This is a genomic window from Corynebacterium sp. FDAARGOS 1242 (genome assembly GCF_016889985.1).
GTDB lineage: Bacteria > Actinomycetota > Actinomycetes > Mycobacteriales > Mycobacteriaceae > Corynebacterium > Corynebacterium minutissimum_B.
Genome location: NZ_CP069568.1, coordinates 1,643,802 through 1,670,354 on the forward strand (window position 1 = coordinate 1,643,802; position 26,553 = coordinate 1,670,354).

The 26,553-nt window shown below is 60.5% G+C and carries 31 protein-coding genes; 9 read left to right on the forward strand and 22 right to left on the reverse strand.

Features of this window, described 5'->3' with window-relative positions; all coding sequences use genetic code 11:
• Positions 1-212 precede the first annotated feature (212 nt).
• Both I6J72_RS07795 and I6J72_RS13250 read left to right on the forward strand, forming a co-directional pair.
• Complete coding sequence (locus I6J72_RS07795; protein ID WP_070672799.1) at positions 213-470, forward strand: WhiB family transcriptional regulator; 258 nt, start codon at positions 213-215, stop codon at positions 468-470.
• Between the two features lie 81 nt (positions 471-551).
• Positions 552-626, forward strand: a complete 75-nt coding sequence (locus I6J72_RS13250; RefSeq protein ID WP_012714902.1) for a 50S ribosomal protein bL37 — start codon at positions 552-554, stop codon at positions 624-626.
• A gap of 94 nt (positions 627-720) precedes the next feature.
• Here the strand turns inward: I6J72_RS13250 and rsrA are convergent, their stop codons facing one another.
• Both rsrA and I6J72_RS07805 read right to left on the reverse strand, forming a co-directional pair.
• Entirely contained in the window at positions 721-993 is a 273-nt protein-coding gene (gene rsrA, locus I6J72_RS07800) for a mycothiol system anti-sigma-R factor (protein WP_115021383.1), read from the reverse strand.
• Positions 993-1,628 carry a sigma-70 family RNA polymerase sigma factor gene (locus I6J72_RS07805; protein ID WP_204098780.1) on the reverse strand — a complete coding sequence of 212 codons (636 nt, stop codon included), beginning with the start codon at positions 1,626-1,628 and terminating at the stop codon, positions 993-995. The genes rsrA and I6J72_RS07805 overlap by 1 nt, the downstream gene beginning before the upstream one ends.
• 37 nt (positions 1,629-1,665) lie before the next feature.
• Between I6J72_RS07805 and ybaK the strand changes: the two genes are divergently transcribed.
• A complete protein-coding gene (gene ybaK, locus I6J72_RS07810) occupies positions 1,666-2,169 on the forward strand; it encodes a Cys-tRNA(Pro) deacylase (RefSeq protein WP_204098781.1) in 504 nt (167 codons plus the stop codon).
• 49 nt (positions 2,170-2,218) lie between these two features.
• On the opposite strand, the gene I6J72_RS07815 is transcribed toward ybaK, so the two are convergent.
• Positions 2,219-2,881, reverse strand: coding sequence for an SOS response-associated peptidase (locus I6J72_RS07815; RefSeq protein ID WP_204098782.1), 663 nt, complete (start codon positions 2,879-2,881; stop codon positions 2,219-2,221).
• Here I6J72_RS07815 and aroA point away from each other — a divergent pair.
• Both aroA and rsgA read left to right on the forward strand, forming a co-directional pair.
• Positions 2,880-4,184 carry a 3-phosphoshikimate 1-carboxyvinyltransferase gene (gene aroA, locus I6J72_RS07820; RefSeq protein ID WP_204098783.1) on the forward strand — a complete coding sequence of 435 codons (1,305 nt, stop codon included), beginning with the start codon at positions 2,880-2,882 and terminating at the stop codon, positions 4,182-4,184. The genes I6J72_RS07815 and aroA overlap by 2 nt on opposite strands.
• Entirely contained in the window at positions 4,177-5,199 is a 1,023-nt protein-coding gene (gene rsgA, locus I6J72_RS07825) for a ribosome small subunit-dependent GTPase A (RefSeq protein ID WP_204098784.1), read from the forward strand. The genes aroA and rsgA overlap by 8 nt, the downstream gene beginning before the upstream one ends.
• Before the next feature lie 23 nt (positions 5,200-5,222).
• Here the strand turns inward: rsgA and I6J72_RS07830 are convergent, their stop codons facing one another.
• The 4 genes from I6J72_RS07830 to I6J72_RS07845 form a co-directional block, all read right to left on the reverse strand.
• Positions 5,223-5,831 carry a hypothetical protein gene (locus I6J72_RS07830; protein ID WP_204098785.1) on the reverse strand — a complete coding sequence of 203 codons (609 nt, stop codon included), beginning with the start codon at positions 5,829-5,831 and terminating at the stop codon, positions 5,223-5,225.
• Between the two features lie 52 nt (positions 5,832-5,883).
• Positions 5,884-6,210 carry a hypothetical protein gene (locus tag I6J72_RS07835; RefSeq protein ID WP_204098786.1) on the reverse strand — a complete coding sequence of 109 codons (327 nt, stop codon included), beginning with the start codon at positions 6,208-6,210 and terminating at the stop codon, positions 5,884-5,886.
• Positions 6,211-6,287: 77 nt separating this feature from the next.
• Positions 6,288-6,797, reverse strand: coding sequence for a hypothetical protein (locus I6J72_RS07840; RefSeq protein WP_039674388.1), 510 nt, complete (start codon positions 6,795-6,797; stop codon positions 6,288-6,290).
• Between the two features lie 12 nt (positions 6,798-6,809).
• Positions 6,810-7,220 (reverse strand): HAD-IA family hydrolase, encoded by a 411-nt coding sequence (locus tag I6J72_RS07845; protein ID WP_039674214.1) that lies wholly within the window; start codon positions 7,218-7,220, stop codon positions 6,810-6,812.
• A 194-nt stretch (positions 7,221-7,414) separates the two neighbouring features.
• Here I6J72_RS07845 and I6J72_RS07850 point away from each other — a divergent pair, with 194 nt between their 5' ends.
• A complete protein-coding gene (locus I6J72_RS07850; RefSeq protein ID WP_204098787.1) occupies positions 7,415-7,831 on the forward strand; it encodes a hypothetical protein in 417 nt (138 codons plus the stop codon).
• On the opposite strand, the gene I6J72_RS07855 is transcribed toward I6J72_RS07850, so the two are convergent.
• Together I6J72_RS07855 and secA are read right to left on the reverse strand one after the other, a co-directional pair.
• Positions 7,828-8,205: a hypothetical protein gene (locus I6J72_RS07855; RefSeq protein WP_204098788.1), complete on the reverse strand. Its 378-nt coding sequence runs from the start codon at positions 8,203-8,205 to the stop codon at positions 7,828-7,830. The genes I6J72_RS07850 and I6J72_RS07855 overlap by 4 nt on opposite strands.
• Before the next feature lie 127 nt (positions 8,206-8,332).
• The gene (gene secA / locus I6J72_RS07860; RefSeq protein ID WP_070672828.1) at positions 8,333-10,885 is read right to left on the reverse strand and encodes a preprotein translocase subunit SecA; all 2,553 of its coding nucleotides are present in this window, start codon (positions 10,883-10,885) and stop codon (positions 8,333-8,335) included.
• 265 nt (positions 10,886-11,150) lie between these two features.
• Here secA and I6J72_RS07865 point away from each other — a divergent pair, with 265 nt between their 5' ends.
• On the forward strand, positions 11,151-11,456 hold the full coding sequence (locus I6J72_RS07865) for a hypothetical protein (protein WP_115021372.1): 306 nt from the start codon (positions 11,151-11,153) through the stop codon (positions 11,454-11,456).
• Between the two features lie 126 nt (positions 11,457-11,582).
• Here I6J72_RS07865 and hpf read toward each other — a convergent pair whose 3' ends face one another.
• The 7 genes from hpf to I6J72_RS07900 form a co-directional block, all read right to left on the reverse strand.
• On the reverse strand, positions 11,583-12,233 hold the full coding sequence (gene hpf, locus I6J72_RS07870) for a ribosome hibernation-promoting factor, HPF/YfiA family (protein WP_115021371.1): 651 nt from the start codon (positions 12,231-12,233) through the stop codon (positions 11,583-11,585).
• A gap of 171 nt (positions 12,234-12,404) precedes the next feature.
• Positions 12,405-13,085 carry a ComF family protein gene (locus I6J72_RS07875; RefSeq protein ID WP_204098789.1) on the reverse strand — a complete coding sequence of 227 codons (681 nt, stop codon included), beginning with the start codon at positions 13,083-13,085 and terminating at the stop codon, positions 12,405-12,407.
• 47 nt (positions 13,086-13,132) lie between these two features.
• The gene (lpqB, locus tag I6J72_RS07880; protein ID WP_204098790.1) at positions 13,133-14,842 is read right to left on the reverse strand and encodes an MtrAB system accessory lipoprotein LpqB; all 1,710 of its coding nucleotides are present in this window, start codon (positions 14,840-14,842) and stop codon (positions 13,133-13,135) included.
• Positions 14,839-16,689: an MtrAB system histidine kinase MtrB gene (gene mtrB / locus I6J72_RS07885; RefSeq protein ID WP_239107267.1), complete on the reverse strand. Its 1,851-nt coding sequence runs from the start codon at positions 16,687-16,689 to the stop codon at positions 14,839-14,841. Before mtrB ends, lpqB begins: the two co-directional genes overlap by 4 nt.
• Before the next feature lie 24 nt (positions 16,690-16,713).
• Positions 16,714-17,400 carry an MtrAB system response regulator MtrA gene (gene mtrA, locus I6J72_RS07890; RefSeq protein ID WP_115021366.1) on the reverse strand — a complete coding sequence of 229 codons (687 nt, stop codon included), beginning with the start codon at positions 17,398-17,400 and terminating at the stop codon, positions 16,714-16,716.
• 1 nt (position 17,401) lies between these two features.
• Complete coding sequence (locus I6J72_RS07895; RefSeq protein ID WP_115021365.1) at positions 17,402-18,022, reverse strand: dTMP kinase; 621 nt, start codon at positions 18,020-18,022, stop codon at positions 17,402-17,404.
• An 80-nt stretch (positions 18,023-18,102) separates the two neighbouring features.
• Complete coding sequence (locus tag I6J72_RS07900; protein WP_115021364.1) at positions 18,103-18,456, reverse strand: DUF4259 domain-containing protein; 354 nt, start codon at positions 18,454-18,456, stop codon at positions 18,103-18,105.
• Between the two features lie 332 nt (positions 18,457-18,788).
• On the opposite strand from I6J72_RS07900, the gene I6J72_RS07905 reads away from it, so the two are divergent.
• Entirely contained in the window at positions 18,789-19,913 is a 1,125-nt protein-coding gene (locus tag I6J72_RS07905) for a DNA-directed RNA polymerase II (protein ID WP_204098791.1), read from the forward strand.
• Positions 19,914-19,960: 47 nt separating this feature from the next.
• Here I6J72_RS07905 and manA read toward each other — a convergent pair whose 3' ends face one another.
• Both manA and I6J72_RS07915 read right to left on the reverse strand, forming a co-directional pair.
• On the reverse strand, positions 19,961-21,190 hold the full coding sequence (manA, locus tag I6J72_RS07910) for a mannose-6-phosphate isomerase, class I (protein ID WP_204098792.1): 1,230 nt from the start codon (positions 21,188-21,190) through the stop codon (positions 19,961-19,963).
• Positions 21,191-21,199: 9 nt separating this feature from the next.
• Complete coding sequence (locus I6J72_RS07915) at positions 21,200-22,153, reverse strand: exopolyphosphatase (RefSeq protein ID WP_239107269.1); 954 nt, start codon at positions 22,151-22,153, stop codon at positions 21,200-21,202.
• Between the two features lie 29 nt (positions 22,154-22,182).
• Between I6J72_RS07915 and cobA the strand changes: the two genes are divergently transcribed.
• Positions 22,183-22,911: a uroporphyrinogen-III C-methyltransferase gene (gene cobA, locus I6J72_RS07920; RefSeq protein WP_204098794.1), complete on the forward strand. Its 729-nt coding sequence runs from the start codon at positions 22,183-22,185 to the stop codon at positions 22,909-22,911.
• Here cobA and I6J72_RS07925 read toward each other — a convergent pair.
• The 4 genes from I6J72_RS07925 to I6J72_RS07940 are packed head-to-tail and all read right to left on the reverse strand — an operon-like array spanning position 22,908 to position 26,553.
• Positions 22,908-23,915: a sulfite exporter TauE/SafE family protein gene (locus I6J72_RS07925; protein ID WP_204098795.1), complete on the reverse strand. Its 1,008-nt coding sequence runs from the start codon at positions 23,913-23,915 to the stop codon at positions 22,908-22,910. The two genes, cobA and I6J72_RS07925, sit on opposite strands and share 4 nt — an antisense overlap.
• Positions 23,908-24,612, reverse strand: a complete 705-nt coding sequence (locus I6J72_RS07930) for a sirohydrochlorin chelatase (protein WP_204098796.1) — start codon at positions 24,610-24,612, stop codon at positions 23,908-23,910. The genes I6J72_RS07925 and I6J72_RS07930 overlap by 8 nt, the downstream gene beginning before the upstream one ends.
• A gap of 22 nt (positions 24,613-24,634) precedes the next feature.
• On the reverse strand, positions 24,635-24,886 hold the full coding sequence (locus tag I6J72_RS07935) for a hypothetical protein (RefSeq protein WP_204098797.1): 252 nt from the start codon (positions 24,884-24,886) through the stop codon (positions 24,635-24,637).
• Positions 24,883-26,553, reverse strand: coding sequence for a nitrite/sulfite reductase (locus tag I6J72_RS07940; protein ID WP_204098798.1), 1,671 nt, complete (start codon positions 26,551-26,553; stop codon positions 24,883-24,885). Before I6J72_RS07940 ends, I6J72_RS07935 begins: the two co-directional genes overlap by 4 nt.

The following is a 26,553-nucleotide window of genomic DNA, read 5'->3' on the forward strand; positions in this document are numbered from 1 at the left end:
AAACCAGTTCGAAACTCGGAGGAAAATCCGAGTAAACACAAGGTGAATCATGGCGGCGGCGACGCTGACCCTACCTCGAGACAGGGTCCCACTGACCGCAGACCGGTCCACCTTCCCCCTTCAACACTCGGGGCAGTTTCCTGCTGTGCTTACCGCTGTGAACTGTTCTTAGTGATCCACTGCTGTCACAATTTTGTTAGGAGATTTCAATCATGGATTGGCGCCACGAAGCCGTTTGCCGCGACGAAGACCCAGAGCTGTTCTTCCCAGTCGGTAACTCCGGCCCTGCACTTACTCAGATCGCAAAGGCCAAGCTGGTCTGCAACCGCTGCCCGGTTGCTTCCTCTTGCCTCAAGTGGGCCCTCGAGTCCGGCCAGGACGCCGGCGTCTGGGGCGGCCTGTCGGAGGAGGAACGCCGCGCTATCAAGCGTCGTAACCGCAGCCGCAGCCGCGCCCGCGTGTCTGCTTAAACACTCCCCCGATTTCCACTTCGGCATACCCTGCCGCTACAGTTAAATAAGTTCATTTACCCTTAACAGAAGGAGTACGCGATGAGCAAGCGTGGCCGTAAGCGCAAGGATCGCCGTAAGAAGTCCGCTAACCACGGCAAGCGTCCTAACGCATAACGTCAGCATTTAAGGCCCGTTCCCCATTACCGTGCATACACGGCGGGAACGGGCCTTTGCTGTATCCACAGAAAGCCGCGGAGGATTATCCCCCTTATCCCCACGTAATTTCAGTGCGCGTAATCTGCACAGAAATCCGCCGACGCAAGGACTGCGGTGCGGCTTGACCACTACAGCACTTGCGAACAAGAGCCCTCACCACTTCTTCGCTTTCCAAGCGCTCCTGGCACACGTCGCACTGCGCGATGTGCTCGCGAATGGCGAGCGCCCGTGCATAGCTCGTCGATTCATCGAGCAGCTCCCGAAAGAGTGCATTTACCTCCGGAGAGTTGCACGCACCGCAGTTACGTCCTGTTGCGCGTTCCATTACTTCTCCTCCGTCTTTGAATTCATATCTGGGTGGTCGCGGCCAATGCCTTTTTCTCGTGCCACGTCCTTCAACGCAGTGCGGAGTAGTTTTCTTCCACGGTGCAATCGGCTCATCACCGTACCCAACGGGGTATCCATCACCTCAGCGATCTCCTTGTACGCCAGACCCACCACATCCGCGTAGTAGACCACCATGCGGTAATCCTCGGGAAGGTCGTTCATGGCGTCAGAGATTTCCGAGTCGGGCATCTGTTTCAACGCTTCCACCTCGGCGGATTCTAGGCCGGTCGAATCGTGTCCCGCAGTAGTGTACAGCTGGAAATCACTGAGCTCATCTGCCAACGACTCCGTCGGCCGGCGCTTCGCCTTGCGGTAGGAGTTGATATACGTATTCGTCATAATGCGGTAGAGCCAGGCCTTGAGGTTGGTGCCTTGCTTGAAGGAGCCGAAATTGCTGTAAGCCTTCAAGTAGGTCTCTTGGATCAAATCCTCTGCGTCCTGCGGATTGCGGGTCAGGCGCATTGCACCACCGTAGAGCTGGTCCAGCAACGGCAGGGCTTGTTCCTCAAACAGCCTCTGCTGTTCGCGCTGCTTTTCTGAGGTTTCGCTCGCGCTCGTCGTGTCTGTGGCCATAGAAACTATCCTAGCGCCCGGCACTAGGGTGGTTCCTATGGCTAAGAAGACCCCGCATGCAGCTACCCCCGCCCTCAAGCTCTTGGAGGAGGCTGGTGTTGAGCACCGCGTCACCACCTTCGACGGTGGCAGCGACCACTTCGGTGATGCGGCTATGAAGGCTCTCGATGTCGAGCCGGAACGCATATTCAAGACTCTTGTCATCGATCTCACCGCCGGTAAAGGTCCCAAGCGCCAGCTCGCCGTGTGTGTCCTTCCAGTAACCCACCAACTCAGTCTCAAGAAGGCCGCCGCTGCCTTCGGCGCCTCCAAAGCCTCTATGGCCGATCCTGCCGATGCTTCTAAGTCTTCCGGCTACATCCCCGGCGGTATTTCACCCCTCGGCCACAAACACGTCCTCCCCACAGTCATCGATGAAACAGCGGTGCTGTGGGATACCATCTTTTTCTCCGGCGGCAAGCGAGGCCTCGACATCGAAATGAACGCCGAAGATTTCTCCCAGGTCCTCGACGTCTCCTTCGCCGACCTCCTAGCCGAATAGGCATCCTGCCTCAGGCACGCTACACAGCTTTTAAAACAAGGTGCTCGTTTTAAAACAAGGTACTCGGCGGTTGTTCGGCAATCAGCTCCGGATAGTCATTGCGGACGTTACCCACCGCCGGATCCGCCGGGCGAGCGTTGAAACCTTCCACCGAGCTCGGTTCGAGCAAGGCTTCCCCGGCGAGCCACGGCGCAATCTCTTCCCTGCGCAGGAACTTGGGCAAACGGTGGTGCAGCCACGCCATTTCCTCGGTAGCCTCAGTGGTCACCATCGTGGCCGATAACCTGTCCACGCCCGTGGCCCACAATCCCGCTGCCCACAGCAGCCCCTCGGGACCGGTGACGTAAAAGGGCTGTTTCTTCGCCTTCGGGTTATCGCCTGCTTTCCATTCGTAGTAGCCATCCAAGGGGATAACGCAGCGTTGGGCCTTGAAGGCATCACGAAAGGAGGGCTTCTTCGCCACCGTCTCAGCGCGTGCATTGAACAGCGGTGGCCCATCCAGGTCCTTCTTCCAGTGAGGGAGGAGTCCCCACCGCGCTGGTTCGACGCGCGCGGTGGTGTCCTCAACACGGACGATGGCTACCGGCTGGGTCGGGGCAATGTTGTAGCGTGCGGGCGGCAAGCCCTCGGGCGCGTGGACCTCCGTGATAGATTCCCACTCACCGACCTCGTCGAGGAGGGACTCGGTAAACAGTACAAATCTTCCACACATGCCCCCTATTATGGACTACATGTCTGATTTCTGGAGTGCGCCACAACCCGCCGGTCCCCTGTCGTGGACGCAGGAGATCCCTGGTTCGAAGTCGATGACCAACCGCGCCCTCATCCTTGCCGCGTTGGCGGACTCCCCCTCCATCATCTACAACCCGCTCGTCTCTCGTGATACTGACCTCATGAAGAAAGCCCTCACGGCCATGGGCGTGGGCATCTCTGAGTGGGGACCGCACCTGCGCGTAACACCGCGCCCGCTGCACGGCGCGCAGGTAGATTGTGGCCTGGCCGGCACCATTATGCGTTTCCTGCCGCCGGTAGCTGCCTTGGCGGATGGGCCGGTGCTTATCGACGGTGACCCCTACGCCCGCAAGCGCCCCATGTCCACCATGACTGCGGCACTTCGTGAGATTGGCGTCGACGTCGAAGGCGATAGTTTGCCACTACGCATCACGCCGCGCGATGTGCCGGATGTATACGAGGTTACGATCGACGCTTCCTCATCCTCCCAGTTCGTGTCTGGCCTCCTCTTAGCTGCTGCGCGCTACCGCAATGGTCTCGTCGTGCACCATAAGGGAGGCCCTGTCCCCTCCCAGCCGCACATTGCGATGACTATTGCCATGCTGCGCGAGGCCGACGTTTATGCTTTCGCGGCAGAAAATAAGTGGGTCGTCCATCCAGGGCCCATCAAGGGCCGTGAGTGGCACATCGAGCCCGATCTCTCCAATGCCACGCCCTTCCTCGCTGCTGCGGCCGTTGCTGGCGGCAGCATGAGCATTCCGAACTGGCCGGAGGACACCACGCAACCAGGCGATGCTTTCCGCGGCATCCTGGAACAGATGGGCGCCACCGTCGAATACGTCCCGCAGGCTCCCCGTAAGGAACCGCACCTCACGGTGACCGGCCCAGCGGAAGGTGCCGCTGGCCTGCGGGGAGTTGACCTGGATATGGGTGATATCGGAGAGCTCACCCCGACCGTCGCAGCGCTGTGTGCGCTGGCATCGACCCCGTCCACGCTGACGGGGATCGCGCACCTGCGTGGCCACGAGACGGACCGCCTGGCGGCCCTCGCGGCGGAGATTAACGGTCTGGGAGGCAACGTCACCGAGCTTGACGACGGCCTCCGCATCACCCCTGCCCCACTTCATGGCGGGACGTGGCGTGCCTACGCGGACCACCGTATGGCCACCGCTGGTGCGATTATCGGACTGGTCGTCGAGGGCGTAGAGGTCGATGACATCGAATGCACCTCAAAGACTCTGCCCGGCTTTGCCGAAATGTGGGAGGCCATGGTTCGTGGCTAGACGCGCACGCAGTTATGACGAGTCCGATGTTCGCATCCGCCCAGGCAAAGGCTCTCGCCCCCGCACCAAAGACCGCCCCCAGCACAAGGACGCCAAATTCGGCATGGTCATCACCAAGGACCGCGGCCGCTGGGGCGTGGCCCTCGATAATGATGGTCCCGTCGTCACCGCGATGCGCGCACGAGAGATGGGCCGCACTCCCGTCGAGGTCGGTGACCGGGTCGGCGTCGTGGGCGATACCTCGGGTAAGAAAGACACGCTCGCACGCATCGTGAAATTGGAGGAGCGCACCTCCGTCCTGCGCCGCACCGCCGACGATACCGATGCCTACGAGCGAATCGTCGTGGCCAATGCCGACCGGCTCCTCATTGTGTCTGCCGTGGCGGACCCGCCACCGCGCTCTGGTTTTGTGGAGCGCGCGCTCATCGCCGCCTTCGCCGGCAATATTCACCCGGTTTTGTGCCTGACCAAGACAGATCTCACCGATCCCGCTCCTTTTGCCAAGGAGTTTGAGGACTTGAATGTCACCGTCGTGGAGGCCGGCGTGGATGATGACCTCACAGAGGTCTGCCAGGCTATCGACGGCCACGTGACTGCCCTTATCGGGCACTCCGGTGTGGGCAAATCCACCTTGGTCAACCGCCTTGTCCCCGATGCCCACCGAGAGACAGGTGAGGTCTCTGCTGTGGGCAAAGGCCGCCACACCTCGACGCAGTCAGTCGCTCTGCGCCTGCCTGCCTCTGGAGATACGCCACACGGCGGTTGGATCATTGATACCCCCGGCATCCGCTCCTTCGGCTTGGCTCACATCGATGCGGAAAACGTCATCGAGGTGTTCGAAGACCTCGCGGAGGCCATCGAGGATTGCCCCCGTGGCTGCACCCACGCCGGTCCCCCAGCAGACCCCGAGTGCGGCTTGGACCTCAACATCGCGGACGGCACCGCCTCAGCTCGCCGCCGCGACGCCGTCCGCGGCTTGCTGGCGGCCCTGCGCACTAACGTGGACTGGGCCTAGCCTTCAGCCGCCTAGCCAGAGTCTTAAGCCGGAATCATGTCTGCCAGCTGCGGCGGCAGAACCGTCTTGAGGAATGGGCCAGCAGCGCGCAGAGCCATCAGGATGACGGTGAGAGCACCGCTCACGCCAAGGATGATGGCACCGCCCTTATCGATGTTGGAAGAAGTATTGTCGCCGTCCGAGTCCTTCTTCTTGTTGAACTCTTCCTTCTTCGCACACGCGTTGAGCGCCTTGACATACTCCGGTGCAATGTCGCGGAAGGTCTCGGCTACCTTGATGTTGTTCTTGGCGCGCTTTACAGCGTCTTCGTCACCAAGCTCGGCATCAGTCTCGAAGTCTGCGAGGTCACGGTACAGCTCATCGGACTGGTTCTGGACAGCACGCGCACGCGCCTCGGCATCCTTCGGAAGAATCTCGTAGTCATCCTTGAGCAGACCAGAATCCACATCGTTGTCCTTGGACTCGGCGTTGGATAGGTCGGTCGACTCCTTCTCACTCAAAGTGATGGTGCACTTATCGTTCTTGATGGAGGTGGTCACTGCACCGGCAGTCGGGGCAACGACACTGCCAGCCACAAGCGCGACGGACAAGGTCGAGGTAGCCACCACACGGCGAAGACGGGAGGAAGACATTGGTGAGAGCCTTTCGATCGAGCTGAGTTTTACCTAAGCAGACTATCAACAATTAGCCCAGCTTGGGGAGGTACTCCCCAAATTGCTGGTAGATGGCCATGCCGACGCTAATGATGCCGAAAAGAATCGCGATGATCACACCGGCTGGCCCTTGGGAAGAGCCTTCTACGATGCGCAGCCACGGCGTAGTGGACTGCTCAGCATTACTCGGGTCCTGCTTGTCCGTACCGGATGCAGTGGTGTTGGTGCTGCTGTGCGACGTGTCAACTGCCTTCTCAACGGACGCGGCTGCTTCTTGCGCGCCGGCGGCAGGGGTGCCAAGGGCAGCGGTGGACAATGCGGCAGCGGTAATCAGGGCAGAAAGACGGGATGCCTTCATAGGGGGAGGTAACTCCTTAGAGGATAAAGCCCTGCTGGGCAGGGCTTTATAGGACGGATAGTGGAATAGAGTTGAGTTTAGAGCAGCTCGACGAGGAACGGTAGCTCCGTCGGGTCGTAGAACGCCATGAAATTATCCAGGGCATCACCAACGGCGAGCTCAGCGTCCTCATCGCCCAAGTCGGCGTTATCAATGGCCTCAATGGCCTTTGCTGTAGCTGCTTCGGATTCCTCGATGTCGACGTGAATCGCCTGCAGGTTGTCCTTGGTGATGATGGCCGGGTTCAGTGCCACTACGGGCTCGCCCATATCTGGCTTCGGGGTAATGACAGACTCATCGACATCCACCGAGATCACAACGCGGCGATGCGGGAATTTCTCCTCATCACCAATGGCCAGCAGGCGCAGAGAGGCCATGGAGGCTTCAAGGAAGGCCGAATAAGCAATCTCCTCTTCATCTCCGCCTTCGGTATAGAACTCCCGCAGCGCCGGAGTCACCATAAATCCCCATCCACTGCGCGCAGCGAGCTGACCGGTTTCCTCCAGCTCGCTGAGCATAGCGAACGTGGCGGGCAAGAAGACACGCACGTCTGAGGACACTTAGAACTCACCTTCAATGTCGAAGACGGCCTGGACCTCAACGCTGGTGCGGTCAAAGACCGTGTAGAGCATACCGACCATGCCATTTTCCACAGCGGCGCGCACATTCACGATGGAATCATCCACCATGACGCAGTCATTAATAGGCAGATCGATAGCATCGGCAGCTGCCTGGAAGGCGGCACGATCCGGTTTTTCGGCACCGATCTCGCCGGAGAGGACTACGGCGTCGACGATGCCGCGGTATTCCCATTCGCGAATGTGCTCAGCGCCTGGGCCGCCCGGATCGTTGGAGAGAATAGCGGTGGCCACACCATTCGACTTGGCAGCGGCAAACAGTGCACGCCAGCGCTTGACGTCTTCCTCGGTGCCGTCCAGCACACCTACAAAATCAACGATGAGTCCACGCATAATTTCTATCCTTCACCCTTCACGTTGAGCTGTGTATATCGTCCGAAAGTATAGCGAACCTACAGTGTGAACGCTCCTACCACCCGCGTCCTGCAGCGAGCTAGCAGCCAAGGCTGTCAGCGTGGCACAATGAAGAGGCGTCCAGCTCTCCTCTCCCCTGTCTGCGCCGCTCACCGCTGGGAAGGTTAGCTCTTGTGTACATCCCCATCCCCGGAATGAGCCATCTGCAGCTCTACGCCGCTCCACAGCGCATTCGCTATGAAAGCGAACCTACCGCCGCTGACCTCGCGACGCGTGAGGAGATCCGCGGTTTGGTCGTCATCGTAGTGGAGGTTGCGGCATCCCTGCGGCCGTTAAGCCATCTCGACAGCGCACGTTTTGCGCCAGAAATCTCCACGCACATTCGGGCGTGGAAGAAGGCTCAGCCCGCCGATAGGAGCCGCGGGCGCATCGCGCTCAGCAGTTTGCATGCGCGGGCCAATGGTGAATACTTCGGTTCCGCCGTTATTGGCGGCCAGCAGCGCGCTTTTACCGGCTCCGCGTCCGGCCGGCACTTACGTTCATTTCGCATGCTGACAGTGGCCCCCGAACCCCACTGTAAGTCCGCTTAGAACCAGGAACCCAGCTTGATAAGGATCGGGGTCCAGTCAATTCCTGCGAAGGCGGCGGAGGCGCTAATAAGCGCCAAGCTGATTCCCCCGAACATGGTGGCGTGGGTAGCGGCACCTGCTACGGGGTCGGAAGAGCCCGCGACTGCTGGGGCGTCGGCAAAAGCACCGCACTCGGTGGCAACTGAGTGCTGAGAGCTCAGGCCAGCCGGGCTCTCAGACCCCTCAGCACCGGAGCCCTCCTCAGAGCTGAGCACGGAAGACAGCTGGCATTGCTCTTCCGGTGCTACCTCAAAGGCGGAGGCAACTGCGCCGCCGCCCAGCAGGGTGGCGGAGGCAAAGACGGACAAACCTACTCGCATAGAGAAGCGGCGCATGATGATGAGAACCTCCGAGACACGAAACGAATAATATTCTGACAGTATAAAGCTAAGTGCCTCCAATGAAAACACGCCACGGGGAGCCGACCCCGCAGCGTCTTTTCAGGATGTTGTGTGCTTGGTTTTAAGCCTCGCCGGATTCAGCGGCATTAGCCTCTTCCTGAGCCTTGAACTGCTTGCGCAACATAAACAGCTGGCGCACAGTTTCTTCCTTCACACCGTCGTTCATGGCGTTGAACATCTCGCCGCCTTCCTTCTGGTACTCCACCAGAGGATCGCGCTGTGCCATGGCACGCAGACCGATACCTTCCTTGAGGTAGTCCATCTCGTAGAGGTGTTCGCGCCACTTCTGGTCGATGATCGGGAGGATGATCATGCGCTCAGTGTTGCGCATCTGGCTCTCGCCGCCGATGGCGGTGACGGAGTCTTCCAGCTTGTCGTACTCCGAGTTGGCGTCGGCAAGCAAGGCGTCACGGAGCTGCTCCGCAGAAAGCTCACCGGCGGAGCCATACTCGGTGCCGTCGACGAGCGACTCGTGCGACATAGTCGGACCATAGAGGGATTCGAGCGCATTCCACAGCTCATCGAGGTTCCAATCCTCGACATAGCCGGTAGCCGTCGCTCCGGATACATAAGCAGAGACGGTGTCATCGATCATGGAGCGGATGTTGTCCTTGATGTCACCGGCATCGAGAATGTCGTGACGGGTAGCGTAGACGACCTTGCGCTGCTCGTTGAGCACCTCGTCGTACTTGAGCACGTTCTTACGCATCTCAAAGTTCTGGTTCTCCACCTGCGCCTGCGCACCCTTAATGGAGTTAGAGACCATCTTGGCCTCGATCGGAACATCATCCGGCACGTTGAGGCGGTTCATCATGTTTTCCATGGACTGGCCGACGAAGCGCACCATGAGTTCATCGCGCATGGAGAGGTAGAAACGGGTCTCACCGGGGTCACCCTGACGGCCGGAACGACCACGCAGCTGGTTGTCGATACGGCGAGACTCGTGGCGCTCGGTACCCAGGACGTACAGACCACCGGCTTCACGAACCTCATCGCCAAGCTTCTTGGAGCGCTCCTTCTCCGCGTCGATCTCGGCGTCCCACGCCTCCTGGTACTTCTCCTCGTCCTCGAAGGGATCTAGTCCGCGCTCGCGCAGCTTCTCGTCGAGGATGACTTCGGGGTTACCACCGAGCACAATATCGGTACCACGGCCGGCCATGTTGGTAGCCACCGTCACGGTGCCGGGGCGACCAGCGCGAGCAACGATCTGGCCTTCTTGTTCGTGGTGCTTCGCGTTGAGCACCGAGTGCTTGATGCCGCGCTTGCTCAGCAGCTGGGAGAGGTACTCGGAACGCTCCACAGACGTAGTACCCACCAGCACCGGCTGGCCCGCCTCGACATGTTCAGAGATGTCATCGACCACGGCGGCGAACTTCGCCTCCTGAGTCTTGTAAATGCGGTCGGAGTGGTCGATACGCTGGTTCGGCTTGTTCGTCGGAATCGGCACCACATCGAGGCCGTAGATGGAGTGCAGCTCGGCAGCCTCGGTTTCAGCGGTACCGGTCATGCCGGAAATCTTGTCGTAGAGACGGAAGTAGTTCTGGAGGGTGACGGTTGCCAGCGTCTGGTTCTCGTTTTTGATCTCCACTTGCTCCTTGGCCTCGATGGCCTGGTGCATGCCCTCGTTATAACGGCGACCAGCCAGGACACGGCCAGTGAAGCCATCCACAATCATGACCTCGCCGTTGCGGACGATGTAGTCCTTATCGCGGGTAAAGAGCTCCTTAGCCTTCAGCGCGTTGTTGAGGTAAGACACCAACTGCGAGTGCTCCGGGGCGTAGAGGTTATCAATACCGAGCTGATCCTCTACGAACTCGACACCCTCTTCCAACACACCGATGGTGCGCTTCTTATGGTCTACCTCGTAGTGGATGCCTTCACGCATCTTCGGCGCCAACTGGGAGAAGACGCTGTAGAACTGGGAGGAACCATCGACTGGGCCGGAAATGATGAGCGGGGTACGGGCCTCATCGATAAGAATGGAGTCCACCTCATCGACGATGCAGTAGTGGTGGCCGCGCTGTACGGTGTCATCGAGCGAGCGGACCATGTTGTCGCGCAGATAGTCAAAGCCCAACTCGTTGTTAGTACCGTAGGTGATATCGCACGCATAGGCCTCTTTACGCTCCGGCGGGCGCATCTCGGAAAGAATGACGCCAACGGAGAGACCAAGCCAGCGGTGCACACGGCCCATCATCTCCGCGTCACGCTTAGCCAGGTAGTCGTTAACGGTCACGATGTGCACACCCTTGCCCTCAAGCGCATTGAGGTAGGCCGGCAGCAGTGAGGTCAGGGTCTTACCCTCACCGGTGCGCATCTCAGCAACATTGCCGAAGTGCAGGGCAGCACCGCCCATGATCTGCACCTTGTAGTGCTTCTGATCCAGCACGCGCCAGGCAGCCTCACGCACGGTTGCAAAAGCCTCAAGCAGAATGTCGTTGAGCTTCTCGCCCTTGCTCAGGCGCTCCTTAAACTCCTCCGTCTTCGCCTTCAGCTCATCGTCGGAGAGCTTGGCAAAATCATCCTCGAGGGCAATAACATCATCAGCCATCTTGGCTAGGCGCTTTACGGTGCGTCCCTCACCGGCGCGGAGCAGCTTGGAAAGTCCAAACACGTCTAGATAGTCCTTCTTGTCGCGACAATATAGTTAACTCGTCGCCATTGTACTCACTAGGGTTTAAGCCTCGCTGCAGGGCTAGCCCAAAGTCTCTCTACACTGCCCCACTCCACCGCGAGTTCGACGTTCACTCAGTTCCCCCTGTTAACGATCCCGTGGAGGACAACGATTTCCTTAACAAAGGTGAACGATGTTCATCTTGCTCCTCTCGCTTCGCCCCGAGGAATGTCCACTCCACGCCCTACACGAAAAGGACTAAACCATGAAGCTTTCCAGGTTTGCCGTAGCCGCAGCCACCTCCACCGCCCTGGCGGTCAGCACGCTCACCGCCCCTGCCGCCTTTGCTGCCGAAGACGATACCCCACAAGGCGGAAGTGCCATGTGGCTCTATAGCACCATTATGACCGGAGCATTAGAAATCGCTAAAAGCTCTCACGCCCCTAATACGCATCCAACCGAAAACTTCGGCACGGATTTGCTCATCGTCGCCCCGCTAGCTATCGCGCTGATTCCACTCCAAATCGTGGCCGAGCAAGAAGTCCGCCTATCGAGCCAATTCTCCCTCTAGGAATCCGCCTATCAGTACAGAGTAAGAAGGCCCTCGCCGCACAGTCCACAGTGCAGCGAGGGCCTTTGGCTCTTCGGCGACCAGTATGCGCTTGACTTACGCAACTAGACGGGAAGGCGCGAGAGCTTAGCTCTCTTCGTTCTCCTCAGTCAGAGAGATGAGACCGTAGTCGTAGGCATGGCGGCGGTAGACCACAGACGGCTTATTGTTCTCCACATTGACGAAAAGGTAGAAATCGTGGCCCACCAGCTCCATCTCGCTGAGGGCATCATCGACAGACATCGGGGTGGCCGGGTGCTCCTTGAAGCGCACGATCTGGCCCGGGCGGACATCTTCGACGGTCTCTGCGTACGGATCGATGTAGCGATCTTCCTTGGTGAGCTTGGCCGCCTCAGCCTCAGCAACCATCTCGGCGGCAATCTCGCCGGTACCCTTCTGGGCGCGGTGGCCGGACTTGACGTTCTCGCGGCGGACCTTGACCTTGCGCAGGGAGCGCTCCATCTTGCTCAGGGCCGTCTCGAGGGCAGCGTAGAAGGAGTCTTCCTTAGCCTCCGCACGAGCGATATGGCCCTTACCGGTGGCAGTGATCTGCAGGCGCTCAGCCTCGGACTCGCGGCGCGGGTTCGGCTCGTGCATCAGCTCTACATGGAAGAACGTCAGAGTCGGATCAAGGCGCTCAATCTTGGCCAGCTTACCGGCGACGCGCTCCTGGAAGTGTTCCGGAACTTCCACGTTACGGCCCGTGATGGTGATTTGAGCGTTGGTCTGCTGGGACATGTAAATGCCTCCCTTTACTCGTGGGGACTGAATGACGCACATTCTGCGGACCTTGAGAAGGCCTGTGATGAGGGCTTCTCATCCGCTTCCCTGTGACACCCCTCATGCTACCACTGGTCATAACCAACGGATCGACCGGCCCCCTCTTCACGCTCCGGCCAGTGCGCCTAGCTAGGCATCTGCCAGCACAATCGCGCCAACCACGTCACCCCCGACGGCCCTTATTCGCGCGGCGCTCGCGCGCAAGGTAGCACCGGTGGTCACGACATCGTCGACAAGCACCACCGATTGTCCCGTAAGCTGCTGCGCGCAGGGCCGAAGAAGCACTGCCGCGCGCATATTATCCGCACGCTCACCTGCCGTCAGTTCCGACTGATCCGCGCTCGATTCCGACGTAGCCAGTGCTTGGAGTGTGCGCCAACCGGGAAGCCGCGACACTGCCGACTCACACAGCGCAGTAACCGGATCACCACCGCGGGAACGTGCCGAGGACGCGCGAGTCGGCGCCGGGACGAGCAATGCTGTCTCGGGAATATCGCCACGCGCACGCAAATACTCAATACCAGCCGCCACCACGGCACCCATGTGCCCACGCACCGCGTGGTTACCGCGCTCTTTCATCGCGATGATCACGCCGCGGCGGGTATCGGAATAGGGGCCCAAGGCCCACGTAGGAAACCCCAGTGGGATGGGGCGCTCAACTCGGCGCGGCACCTCGCGAAGATGTTCCTGGCAGCGCGGGCACAGCACCCCACCGGCCTCAGTCTCATCACCGCAGCCAGCGCAAGGGCGCGGCAGAATCAACTCCACGAGTGAGGCCGCAAGCTCCCCTATCCCCCACTGTTTCGGCATGCTGCCTACTCTAGCCGCGGCCACGGCGGCGCGCAGAGGGCTGGACTTTAGCGCGGAATGATGGGAGAAGAACGCACGCCGCGCAGACCATCAACCTCGCGCCAGTAGGAGCTCTCCGAGCCACCTGCCGGCAACTGGAGGAGGGCGTGGGCATCCGTGACATACAGAGTCGATGGCGACGCCGCCACCGCAACCACAGGAGCGGTGATGTTACCGGTCGGCAGCGTCGTAGCTGCGGAACCATCTTGCTCCACACGCCATACTGGCGAGTTGGAGGAAGAGGTTCCGACCAGTAGCGAACCATCAGACTGCCACTCCGCGGACAGTGCCGAACCGGTGAGCTCAGGACCCACTTGGTGGACGTTAACGATGCGCCGCTCACCGGAGGTGGCTCGGGCAACGACACCGGTGTAAATGCTGCCATCAATAATCATGGCGATACGCGCGCCCGTAATTGACAAGCGGATAACGGAAATCTCGCCATCGATAGCGTCCAAGGCAGAGGTATCGACTTCCGAAGTACTGAGTTCACCCGTGGCTGGCGAACGCGTCACGCGAACAACGTGCTCGCCGTCGACGACGGTCCAGGCCACTTGACCGCCTACCTCGAAGGTGGGGCGAGCGAGCGTTGACCCGGTGACGGAATCACCGAATTCCTGGCCAATCTCTCCCATCGACAGTTGAGACTCGTCCTTGGAGCGCTTGCGCACTGCAGCCACGACACCTTCGTCGGAGATGTCAGCAGACTGGATGTCATGGATCTGTCCCGTCGGGCCGGAAAGCTCCACGGGCCCGTCCGAGGCGACATCGAGCAAAGAGCCATCGTTGACTGCGTAGAGCTTTGCCACCGATTGCGCTGCCACCTCAGGGTTAAACTCCGCAAAGTCATCGATGGTCATCTCTTCCATGCCATCAACCAATGGGCTGCCATCGATCGTGGCCCGCACGGTGCTGGCCACCTCCGCGTTATTGAGTGTCCACACCAACTGGGCCGCGAACTTCAGGCGTTCCTCTTGCGACATCCCTGACATGCCGCTGAACTCATAGACCCCCTCATTGAGGCCGAGGAACGTGGCGTCCTTAGGTACTAGGGAGGAAATAGCGGGGGCAATATCGGAGGAAGGGCCCTGTAGCAGCAACGTCACCAATTCGGCAGCGATGGAATCCCTGCCGGTGTAGAGCCACCGCCGGTCAGCCACGAGCATGCGTTGGGTGACGTCGTAAAAATACAAGGACTGCGGGCGGTAGCGGTTGCGTAACTCCGTGCGCTCGATAACGGCACCGGTGGGAAGATCCGTAATGCGCCACTGACCATCGAATTGGCGCAGGCGGACGGTCGCCTCAATACGCGAGTTATCGGGCACATAGGCGCCGCCGTCCGCGAGGCGACCAATAATGTTGCCGCGGACCGAATACTCCAGCGCACCGTCTTCCATCTTGGACGTCACGAGGTCAATGGAATCGACAACCAAGACGGTATTGGTGGGATCCCAGGTATTCGCAATATCAGAGGCCAAAAAGGTACGCGCAGCGGCATAGTTGCCTGCCGGGATAGCAGCGGCGGAGTAGAAGTCACGGATGAGCAGGTCTGGGTCGCTATCAGTGCGTGGCTCCACAATGGCATCCTCTGCCCGCTCGTGCGGGACGAATGTACCAATAACCTGGGGATCGGTATTGTTGGGCAGCGTCGAACATCCCACGAGTGCAGTCAGCGACACACAGCTGAGTACCGCCAAGGTACGACGGGCGGGGATCATCGCTGGGCCTCCTCATCGAAATCGGGCACGTTCTCCTGGTTAAACGGCGTCTCGCCCTCCATGATTTTAGAGCGAGACTGGCGTTCCGAGGGCCAGACAATTCCAGCGTCGTCACCCGTGGCCTTAGTGCTCTCGTCGGGCTCGTCGTGAGGCGAGAAATCTGCGCCTACAGTGACAGTGTTCTCGCCGACTGTGTGCTCGCCACGGCCGGCCCTTTCTGCCCCAGACAAGCTGTCAGTGGCTATGCCACTAGCGCTCAAGCCATAGGGCAGCGCAGCCTGTTCTTCAGCTTCCACGGCCGTCGGACGCGGTGCTCCCGGTACTTCCAAGGCAATAGGTTCGGACTCTATGGATTGGCCTGGGGTGCGCGGAAGAATGAGGCGGAAGCGCGAGCCCACCCCAAAGTAGCCGATGGCGTCGAGAGTGCCGCCGTGCAACATAGCGTCCTCACGCGCAATAGCTAGGCCGAGGCCGGTACCGCCCGAATGGCGCTTGCGTGACGAGTCCGCGCGCCAGAAACGGTTAAAGACAAGCTCCTCCTGGCCTTCCTTGAGGCCGACGCCGGAGTCGGTAACGGCGATTCCGACGGCGTCGTCAGTCGTGGCGACATCCACCGTGACGGGATTGCCCTCAGAGTGGTCGATGGCATTGGCAAAGAGGTTGCGCAAAACTCGCTCAACACGGCGCGAATCGCACTCCACTGCCACCGGCTCCGCTGGTGCGTTGACACGGACCTCAACACCGAGCTCATCTGCTAAGTGCTCCACTTGGCTCAACGCCGAATCAATGCAGGAACGGATGTCAATGGACGCGGTGGACAGATCAGCTACGCCGGCATCGTGACGCGAAATCTCCAGCAGGTCTGCCAAGAGCTCTTCAAAACGATCCAGCTCCTTGATGAGCAACTCCGCCGAACGTTTGGTGTAGGGGTTAAAATCATCGGCATCAGCAGCAATGACATCGGCGGCCATACGCACTGTGGTCAACGGCGTGCGCAGCTCATGGGACACATCCGAGGTGAACTGACGCTGCAAATCTCCGTATTCCTCCAGCTGCGCAATCTGCTTGGAGAGTTTGTCTGCCATGTCGTTGAAGGAGGACGCAAGGCGGCCCATCTCATCATCGGAGTTGACCACCATGCGCTCACGCAGGTGACCGGCGGCAAGGCGCTGCGCAATGCGAGAGGCAGAACGAATCGGGGTAATAACCTGCTGAGTAGCCAGCCACGCAATACCCACGAGCAACACCACGACGACCACACCGGCGGCAGAGAGCAACCCGCGCATCAGTGCCATCGTGGATTCCTCTGACTCCATCGACAACACGAGGTAGACCTGCGTATTCGGGATGTCACACTCGATGGGCGTGCCGACCATCAGCGCGTTATAGGTCGCGCCTGATTGTTGGTCCACGGTGGCGTACTGCTGCACAATTTGCCCTTGGCCTACGAGCTCGCGCATTCCTTCTGGGACGCGGTAGCCCTCCGGCGAGGTTGTAGCGGTGCCGTCAGGATTGTCCACCACAACAACAGGTTCGTAGACCGCTTGGGCATCGTTTTGTTGCGCCGACATCTGCCCCAAGGCTGCGCGCGCTGAGTTGATGCGCACCTGCGTCGAGTTTGCGGTACCCGTAGCATCAATCTGCTGTTCCACGGCCACGCGCGCACGTTCGAGCTCCTGCAGAGCAGTCTCTTCCTTTTGGCTCACCAGCTGCTGCGTCAACACCGACACAAGCGCGTACGCCAAAATCAGCATGACCACTGCGGAGGCCACGAGCATCATGCCGATGACGCGTGTCTGCAGAGATGTACGCCAGCGCTCGACGACGCCATCCCTGACTCGCCTCATCCCATCAAAAATAACGGCTGTCCTTTACTCGCCAACTTTGCCGGTCTTATAGCCCACGCCACGCACGGTGAGCACAATGCGCGGGTCCTCTGGGTCGTGCTCGATCTTCGCGCGTAGGCGCTGCACGTGCACGTTGACAAGGCGAGTATCGGAGGCATGGCGGTAGCCCCACACGGACTCCAGCAAAGCTTCACGGGTGTGAACCTGGCCAGGTTTACGAGCCATCTCCAGCAGGAGATCAAACTCCAGCGGGGTCAAGGAAATTTCCTCGCCGCTCTTGCGGGTGACGGTGTGTTCGGGGACGTCGATAAGCAAGTCCCCTACCTCAATCATCTCACCAGAGGAGGAATCCGAGCGGCGCAAACGCGCGCGGATACGGGCAATGAGCTCCTTCGGCTTGAAGGGCTTGGTGATGTAATCATCTGCGCCCGATTCCAAGCCCAGTACGACGTCAACGGTGTCCGTCTTCGCGGTGAGCATGACAATCGGCACGGACGACTCGGTACGGATGGCACGGCAGATATCCACACCATTCATGCCCGGCAGCATGAGGTCCAGCAAAATCAGGTCTGGGTCATGGTGGTGGAAAGCCGGGATGGCCTCGTTGCCGTCATTAACGGCGATAGGTTCCAATCCTTCGGCTTCGAGCACGATGGTGAGCATTTCGGCAATTGCCGGGTCATCATCCACGACCAAGATTTTCGGTGCCACTTTACTGTTCTCCTACGAGGTCCTTGACAGATTGAATAATCATATCGGCATCCGCGGTGGCGATCCACCGTCCTGCCCACGCCTGCTGCGCGAGGCGCCGGTAGGCTGCCGCTGTGCGGGCCTGCAGCCCGGCATCGCGCTCGTAACGGTCTCGGCTGCGGCATTCGTCGTCAGCAGCGCGGGACACGGCACGCTGCCCAGCGACGGCAACGTCGGTATCGAGGAAAATCTGCAGCTGCGGAACCGGCAAGCCAAAGCGCTCAAACTCCAGCTCATAAATCCAGTCTACGACGGATTCTTCGCTCAGTCGGGCAGCCGTGTACGCAGCGTTGGAGGCCACGTAGCGGTCAAGGATGAGTAGAGAACCCGTGTCTTCGGCGGCAGCGAGCAACTGCTCTTTGGCACCACAGCGGTCAAGCGCAAACAACGTGGCCATGCCGTAGGCGGAATCTATGAGATCACCCATCTTTCCGTACAGCGCCTGCTGCGCTAGCTGCGCGTGAATGGACTCCTCATAACGCGGGAAACTCAAGACTGAGACGTCGCAGTCAAGTTCCTTCCGCAGGCGTTGAGTGACGGTGTTTTTTCCGGCGCCGTCAATACCCTCAATACTAATCAGCATGCTGAGTGAAAACCCTTTGAGTGAAAACTCTTAAGAACGTAGGGTCCGCACAGACGCATGCGGACCTCAACAACGGATGCCTAGGACAGCGCCTCAATGAAGGCTTCGAGATCGTAATCTTCCTCGACCCCTTCAAGCAGTTCCAAAGCATGCTCGTGGAGGTTTTCACTCCCAGAGCCTGCGAGGTCACGAATGAAGGGGTAATCCTCCACTACTTCACCAGCGCTGAAGGGAGCGCCTGCCCAGATGGCAGCGATGGTGGCGGCAGCCAGCGCGTTGCGCTGTTCTTCTTCGGTCTGGTCTTCACCGGATACCGCCAGCGCGCAGGCGTCATCGACTGCAGCCACAATCTCTTCGTCTTCGAGATCTGACAGCTCGTCAAGAAACTCGACGTTAGCCTCGTCAGTGAAGATATCTTCATCCCATGAGCTCATTGGTTTCTCCTTATTGCCTAATGCCTGATGCTGAAATCTGAAACTGTGGGGTCGTAGGCGCCACGACGGCACCGCGACGCTAGGTGAGGTCTCTTACCCACTTTTTACCATTCTTTAGACAGTGCCACGCAGGTCTCTGTCGCTCCGTGTCGAGGGCCACGGTAAAGCACTACTATGCAGCTACTCTGCACGGGCGGACACTTGTCCACCTACATATTTCTGTCAGAAGCCTGTGTGCGAGCAGGGATTATAAGGTGAAACCGTGGGTACACCAGGTTTCATGCTATCGTTGTTATCGACTTGTGACCTTGTGCGCGGAAAGGAGACTCAGGATGACCAGCACCCCACGCCGAGTGCTCGCCTTTATTGCGGCCGGTCTCCTCCTTGCCGTAGCCATCGGCATGGTGGTGTGGCGGACAAGTGCCCCAAATTCCGTTGCCCCTGAACCTTCGGCAGCCACGGCTGAATCCGGTTCTTCGGCGCCGCAGACTTCCTCTTCTGAGCACTCCTACACCACCACGTCCTCAGCCTCGCAGCCGAAGACGTCGCAGGAAACGATTGCAGCCCCCGCGGAAGATCCTTACTTGGCACCAAACGCTGTCTTGGACCGCACGGAACCAGCTCAACCCACGGCTGTCTATCGCCCTGATAACGTCTCGTCACTGCAGAATCAGCAACCACAGGGCACCGTGCAACCCCAGGATCCGAATAATCCGCAGGCACCTAACACTTCACCGGATAACACCTCACCGGAGTCTTCTGCTCCTGCTGCTACTACTACTTCTTCGCCTGGTACACCGGCCCCGGGTTCCACCACCACCGGCACCCCGGGCACTGAGCCCACCAAACAGCCCGCGCCACGCACTGCGTCTCCGCAGGATGCCCAACAGGATAACAACACTGAATCTGACAGAGCTGAGCCCCAGGCGTCCACTGCACCGGAGCACACCCACGCCCCGAATGCCCCGGCAAACTCTCAGGACACGCAGCCAGCGGGCCTAGCTCAGGAGGCCCCAAAGCCTCAGGAAGAGCCGCGCACCGATGTGAGGTTCAAGGAACCGACCGCCGAGCAGGAAAGGGGCCCAGAGGCACAACGGCAGCAGGAGATTGCTGACAAGCTCGCTGAGCTGGATCGCCAGCGTGAGCAGGACGCTTCCCGCACGAATGAGGCACCCACACCCGCTGCGCCTACCGACGGTGCCCCGGCAGCCGAAGAACCTGCTGCTGCTGAGCAGCCAGAACCGACTGAGCCTGCCGCGAAGGACCCCGCAGCAGACGCCCTCACTGCGGAACAGCCGGCGAACGAGGAACCATCCGTCAGGATTGCGTCCACAGAACCGGAAGGTGCGCGAACGGACTCAGGTGCGGACAAAGCTCCCGTGAAGGCCGAGGCTCCAGCAGCACCGGAACTGCCCTCCTCCCCGGAAGAACTGTCAGGGCTGTCGGGCCGCGCCTAATGTCGCCGCCGCAGCTTTTGAGTAATCTCCGCGCTTAATCGCCGTGTTTATACGCGGGCGATGAACACCTGCGCAGCGCCGTTCTCCGCAGCACGCACAGTGGCAACTGGGTCGCCGGCAGGAATCCAAGCGGCATGGCCGGCGCTGAGCGCAACACTCTCATCGCGCTCGTTGTTGACGTCAACGGCGCCGGAGGTGCACAGCACGATAACGGGGCCGTCAAAATCAACGTCCACGGATTCCTCACCGGTTAGTTCCACACGATCCAGAGCGAACTCCTCAATCGGCACCGGATAGGACCATGCCTGAGCGCCGTGGACGTTGCTCTGAGTTGATTTATCTACCTGTGGCACGCGCGGGTCCTTCGCGGCGGAGTAGGTAAGAACCTTGACCAGCTCCGGAACGTCCACAAACTTTGGAGTCAGACCGCCACGCAGCACGTTGTCGGAGTTGGCCATGATCTCCACGCCGAGGCCGGAGACGTAAGCATGCAATTCACCGGCATTGAGGTAGACCGCTTCGCCTGGCTGCAGCACGATGTGATTGAGGAGCAGCGCGCCGAGGACGCCGATATCACCCGGGTACTGCTCGTTGAGCTTAGCCACGGTCCCCATGACCATGCCCATCCACTCTTCGCCTGCGCCTTGGTCGCGGAGGCGCTCACCGGCGGCCACGACGGCGGCGATAAGCTCTTTGCGCTTAGCGCCCGGGATGGTAATCCACGTGGTGAACAACGCGCGCAGATTATCGCCTTCTGCCTCCGGCTCATCCGCGAGCATGCTGACGTAGTGATCGAGCTCCGGACACTCGAGGGCGGTGAAGAGACGGCGAGTCTGCTCCAAAGGACGGAAACCTGCCATGGCGTAGAACTCTGTCAGCGCCACGATGAGCTCAGGTTTATGGTTGTCGTCCTTGTAGTTGCGGTTGGAGGCAGTCAGCTCAATGCCTGCTGCGTTTTCACGCGCAAAACCTTCCTCCGCCTGCGCCTTCGACGGGTGCGCCTGCAAAGAGAGCGGCTCAGCCGCGGCAAGAATCTTCAACAGGAAGGGAAGATTCTCCCCGTACTCACCCGCCACACGTGCGCCTACCTGGTTCGCTGGGTCGGCGGCAATGATGTCATCGAGGCGCTCACCATCCACTGTGGACGGGTCCGCCGGGTGCGCGCCAAACCACAGCTCCGCCACGGGGCTCTGCGTTTCAGGTTCTCCCAGGAGGGCAGGAATCAGTGTGCGCGAACCCCAGGAATAGTTGCGGGCAGCGCTCTCGAGCAGCTTCATCGATATCCTCTATTTCACGTCATAGGCGGTCGCGGCGTAACTCCGCGTAATCAACTGCAGCGCGCCGGCCAGATCCCCACTGGAGGGGTCGGCGCTCGCCGCAGCGAATGAATGGGGCAGGTTCGCCTCTTCCTGTCCCCATAAAACAATTTTCAAGGGTACCAAAGGCTCCCCGTCTTCAAAGGGGTCGTGGAAGATGTCAGTCGGCGCGTCCTCCAAAATCGGCCCTAGGCCTTCCGCATCCACGACCGAGCCGCCCAGCCCATGCGTTGCCCAGATAGCGCCTGCCATGCGGGCAACGAGCGCACCTAGATGCACGCGCGTTCGCTCCTCAGAGAAGGCATAGGGGTCCGGACCACTACTGTGGACAACGCGGCCGCCCTCAGCAAACTCACGCAGCGCACGGCCTGGGTTCGTGGTGGAATCGCGCTGCGGGGAGAGTGCTTCGATTTCTCGATCCACGGCCTCCGCCACGTCCTCCAGACGGCGCGCAACCAGCTCGGGGTCTTCGCTCAGCACCGCCTGTACCGCATGTAGTGCCACGATAGCCCGGACTGGGGAGACTCCTTCCACCGTGGGCAGTTGGTCTATCACCACGGTGTTGTCAGGAGCATCCTCCGCCTCGTTGAGGAGAATGGTGGTGGCGCCGCGCCGAGCAGCGTCGTGCAACGCGCGTTCTGCCCACGGGCTCTCCCCCGCCACGACGACCACGTCGAGTGCGCCGACGAAACGTGGCAACGATTCGCTAACCGCAATGGGCACGTCTGCAGGTTCTGCAAGCCCCATTGCCACGTGCGCAGCGGCCCGGGATATCTGGTCCGCAGCGAGGATGACGAGGGAACGCGGACGCATGCCGCTCAATAACCGGGCAAGGTCTGGCACGGCGGAGGCTACGACGCGGGCTTGGGCACCTTCGTGGGCAACGTCGAAGAAGCGCACGGTTTCGGGGTCATAGGATGTCATGAGCTCGAGCATAGCTAGGATGAGGGACCATGAGCATTCATCCGGTAGTCCTCGTTGGCGGCGGCCCGGGCGCGTGGGACCTCATTACGGTGCGCGGCATGCAAGCTCTACAGGCTGCGGACGTCATTGTGGCCGATCACCTCGGCCCCACTGCACAGTTGGACAAGCTGTGCGATGTTGACGCCAAGGAGCTTATCGACGTCTCCAAGATCCCCTACCGCAAGCAGGTTGCGCAGGAGCGAATCAACGAAATCCTCATCGAACACGCCCAGGCGGGCCGCCGAGTGGTCCGTCTTAAAGGCGGCGATCCTTATGTCTTTGGCCGCGGCTTCGAGGAGCTGACCGCGCTTACGGAGGCCGGCGTTCCCGTGGAAGTCATCCCCGGGGTAACCTCCGCCGTGGCGGTGCCAGCGCTGGCGGGCACTCCCATCACGCACCGCGGCATGGTGCATGCTTTCACGGTGGTCTCTGGCCATCTCCCGCCGGGCCATCCGAAATCCTTGGTGGATTGGGCAGCTCTTGCCCGCTCCGGGGCGACGCTCTCGGTCATCATGGGTGTGAAAAACGCTGCAGCTATTGCCACGGCGCTTATCGACGCCTCCTTAAGCCCCCACACCCCCGTCCACATCATCCAAGAAGGCTCACTAGCTGAGGAACGTGCTTTCAGGTGTGAGCTGGCCGAGCTCGGCACCACGATGGAGGCTCATTCCGTGGCACCGCCGGCCGTCATCGTTATCGGCGAGGTCGCCGGACTCTAATCCGAGCTCGCGGCCGACGCCCCGACGCGGGCTGTTTCTGCCGTATCCTCAGAGCTAGCGGCGGAGCCATTCGGCTCCGAGGAACTCACGACGCGGCTGCCACCACGCGTTGGGCTCGAGGGGTGGCCCTCGTAGTTCTCTTCGCGCTCGTGGCGCTTGCGGCGGCGGTTGGCCCAGACGGTCAGGGAGACGCCTAGCACCAGTGCGGCGATTTGCAGGCCCACGACAACGCCGTGCGGCAGCGCCCAGCCCACGGCTTTGGGCACGTTGAGGGTGACGATAGCTGTACCGACGAAGCCGCCCAGCAGCGTGGGGTTAATGCGGGAAATCAGCCACGCCGCGATAGGTGCAGTGATCATGCCACCGATAAGAAGCGCCACCACTGCTGCCGCATTGGCAACAATCTCATGCCACAAGCCCACGATGAATCCGGCGGTAGCACCGAAAGTCACGAGGAATTCCGCAGTATTCACCGTGCCGACGATGCGTCGCGGCTGTTCACGCCCAACCGCCATGAGCGTCGACGTGGAGATTGGGCCCCAGCCGCCGCCACCGGAGGCATCCACGAAGCCGCCGACAATACCTAGTCCGGTAAGGAATGGGGTGGAGTGCGGTCGCGAGGTGGAGGTCTTCTTCGGGCGAAGACGGGAGAAACGCCACACCAGGTTAATGCCCAAGATAAGGAGGATGGTGGAGGTGACCGGCACTGCGGATTCCAGGGAGAGGTTGGACAGAACTGTCGCGCCCACGAACGCTGAGATCGCGCCTGGGACACCGAGCTTGAGCACCGTTGGCCAGTGCACGTTGCCGAAACGCCAGTGGCTGATACCGGAGACGAGGGTCGTTCCCAACTCCGAGGTGTGGACTACGGCCGACGCCGTTGCTGGGCCGAGGCCCGCAAGGAGCAAGATGGTCGTGGAGGTGACTCCAAAGCCCATGCCGATGCCGCCATCAACGAGCTGTGCAGCGGCACCCGCAAGGGCGATGAGAATGAGGCTACGCATGAGCCACCTCCTGGAAACGTTGGGACACGATGCCCGCTAGGGCCTCCCCTAACGGTGGCAGCATCTTTCGGTGCTGTGGGGTCGATGGATTGTCGGAATGGGGAGCAAGGCGGTCGAGCAACAAACCAGGGCTGACGAAGAGCGGCACGACCACTTCACTTTGAGAACTGGCACCGCGATTTCGACTTTTCCCGCGAGACGCGTGAGCGTCTCGCGCGTCTCGCGTGGCATAGGCGGCTTCAGCCTCACATCCGGTGAGCTCACCTACGCGACGAGCAAGACCCGCGACAGCGGCATTAGCCTGTTCGTCGGAGGAACCAACGGAGTAAACCACTACCTTATCGGCACCGGCAGGAACCCGCGCGGCGAGAAGCTGGGCCATGTCCTCACCAGTGCCGAACCCGCATGCTCGGCGCAGAGTCAAGCCGGACGACGCCGCGGCACTATCAATCGCGGCGGGCACGTCGACGCGCTGGTGATAGCCCTCAGTAAAGAGCAGCGGAACAACAACTGCATCGCGTACTCCGCGCTGAGCCATCTCCTGTGCTGCGGCCTCCAGGGCCGGTTCGTTGAATTCGAGGTGCGCGGCCAAAGCCGGAACGCCGGCGAGTTTGCCGGCGGCACGGGTCAGGGCCTCCACGTGTGGTGCGGCTGCGGGGTGACGCGAGCCGTGCGACAACGTAATGAGTGCGGTCATGATGGCTTTCCTCGGTCAACAGTTAGGCCTGCGGCGCGGTGGAATGACCGCGTCGAGCTAGGGAACGCTTGAGCGCTTCGTTGGCGGACACTGCCGGCGCGGGAGCTACCGGGGCGTCGTCCTGGCCGTGGAAACGCAAGGAGAAAATGCGGAGGCATTCCTGGCACTTCCAGGCAAAATCGTCTTCCTCATCCGGAAAAAGGTCGGTGCCGGCGCAGTAGGGGCAATACGCCGGGTGGTTGCGGTTGGGGTTGGGCTCGCGGCGGAAATTCACTGCAGGTCCTCCTCGTCTGCGCGCAGGACCCAGTGGCGGAACTCTTCACCGTCGTCGCGCTGCTCCTTGTACTTGTTCACCAGGCGGATGACGTACTCCGGCACCTCGTCGGCCACGACCTTGTGACCGCGCAGCTTGCGGCCCCAGTCCGGGGAGAGACCCAGCGCGCCGCCCAAGTGGACCTGGAAACCTTCCACGCGGTTGCCGTCCGCATCAGTGACAATCTGGCCCTTAAGACCAATGTCAGCCACCTGCGAGCGAGCACACGCATTGGGGCAACCGTTGAGAGCGATAGAGAGTGGAACATCGAGAACACCCAAGGTGTCCTCCAAGATGTCCACGAGCTCGATGGCACGAGCCTTGGTGGTCACGTGCGCGAGCTTGCAGAACTCTAGGCCGGTGCAGGAGATGACGCCGCGGCGGAACTCAGAGGGCTGGGAGTACAGTCCCGTCTCATCAAGCGCACGAGAGAGCTCTGGAATGTCTTTTTCCTCCACGTCGAGGAAGAGCAGCTCCTTCATCGGGGTCGTGCGGATGCGGGTAATGCCAAATTTCTCCGCTACGTCCGCGATGGCAATGAGCTGTTCGCCTGTCGCGTGGCCCACGGTGGGCTTTACGCCAACGTAGAACTTGCCGTCCTGCTGGCGATGCACGCCGACGTGGTCACGGTTGCCGGGAGCGACGGGGAGCGGGAGGCCGTCGAGAAGCGGCTCGTCCAGGTACTCCTCTTCGAGGACCTGACGGAACTTCTCAATGCCCCACTGCGCCACGAGGAACTTCAGGCGCGCACGGTTGCGGTTGCGGCGGAAGCCGTAGTCGCGGAAGATGCGGGCTACTCCAGCCCAGACCTCCGGCACCCGCTCGAGCGGAATCCACGCACCGAGGGATTGGGACAGCATCGGGTTGGTGGAAAGGCCGCCGCCCACAAAGCAGTCGAAGCCAGGACCGTACTCGGGATGAGTTGTGCCTACGAAGGCAACATCCTGAATCTCATGGGTCACGTCCTGGCGGGCGTTTCCGGAGATGGCGGATTTAAACTTTCGTGGAAGGTTGTGGAATTCATCGCGCAGGAGGTAATCATTCTTGATTTCCTCGATGGCCGGAGTCGCATCAATAATCTCGTCGGCAGCCACTCCTGCTACCGGTGAGCCAAGGATGACGCGGGGCACATCACCACAGCCTAGGAAGGTATCCAATCCTACGGAGCGCAGTTTCTCCCAGATGGCGGGAACATCTTCAATCTGAATCCAATGCAACTGGATGTTTTGACGGTCCGTAAAGTCCGCGGTAGAGCGCGCATAGTCGCGCGAAATCTCACCAACCGCGCGCAGCTTGGCGGGATCGGCGCAGCCGCCATCGAAGCGCACGCGCATCATAAAGTATTCGTCCTGCAGCTCGGCGTTAGAGAGCTTGGAGGTCATCTCGCCGCCTAAGTTCTGATTGCGCTGGGTGTACAGGCCCAACCATTTAAAGCGTGGAGCAAGGTCCTCGGGTGGGATGGAGGAAAATCCCTGCTTGGAGTAGAGATCAATGACGCGCTGGCGTACCGCGAGGGCGTCATCCGCCTGCTTAATCTCCTCGTCTGCGTTGAGCGGGGAGGTTCCGTCAATCTTCCACTGGCCTTCCGGCTTCTTCGTGCGCGCGGGCCGCTGTGTGGCGGTGGTCAT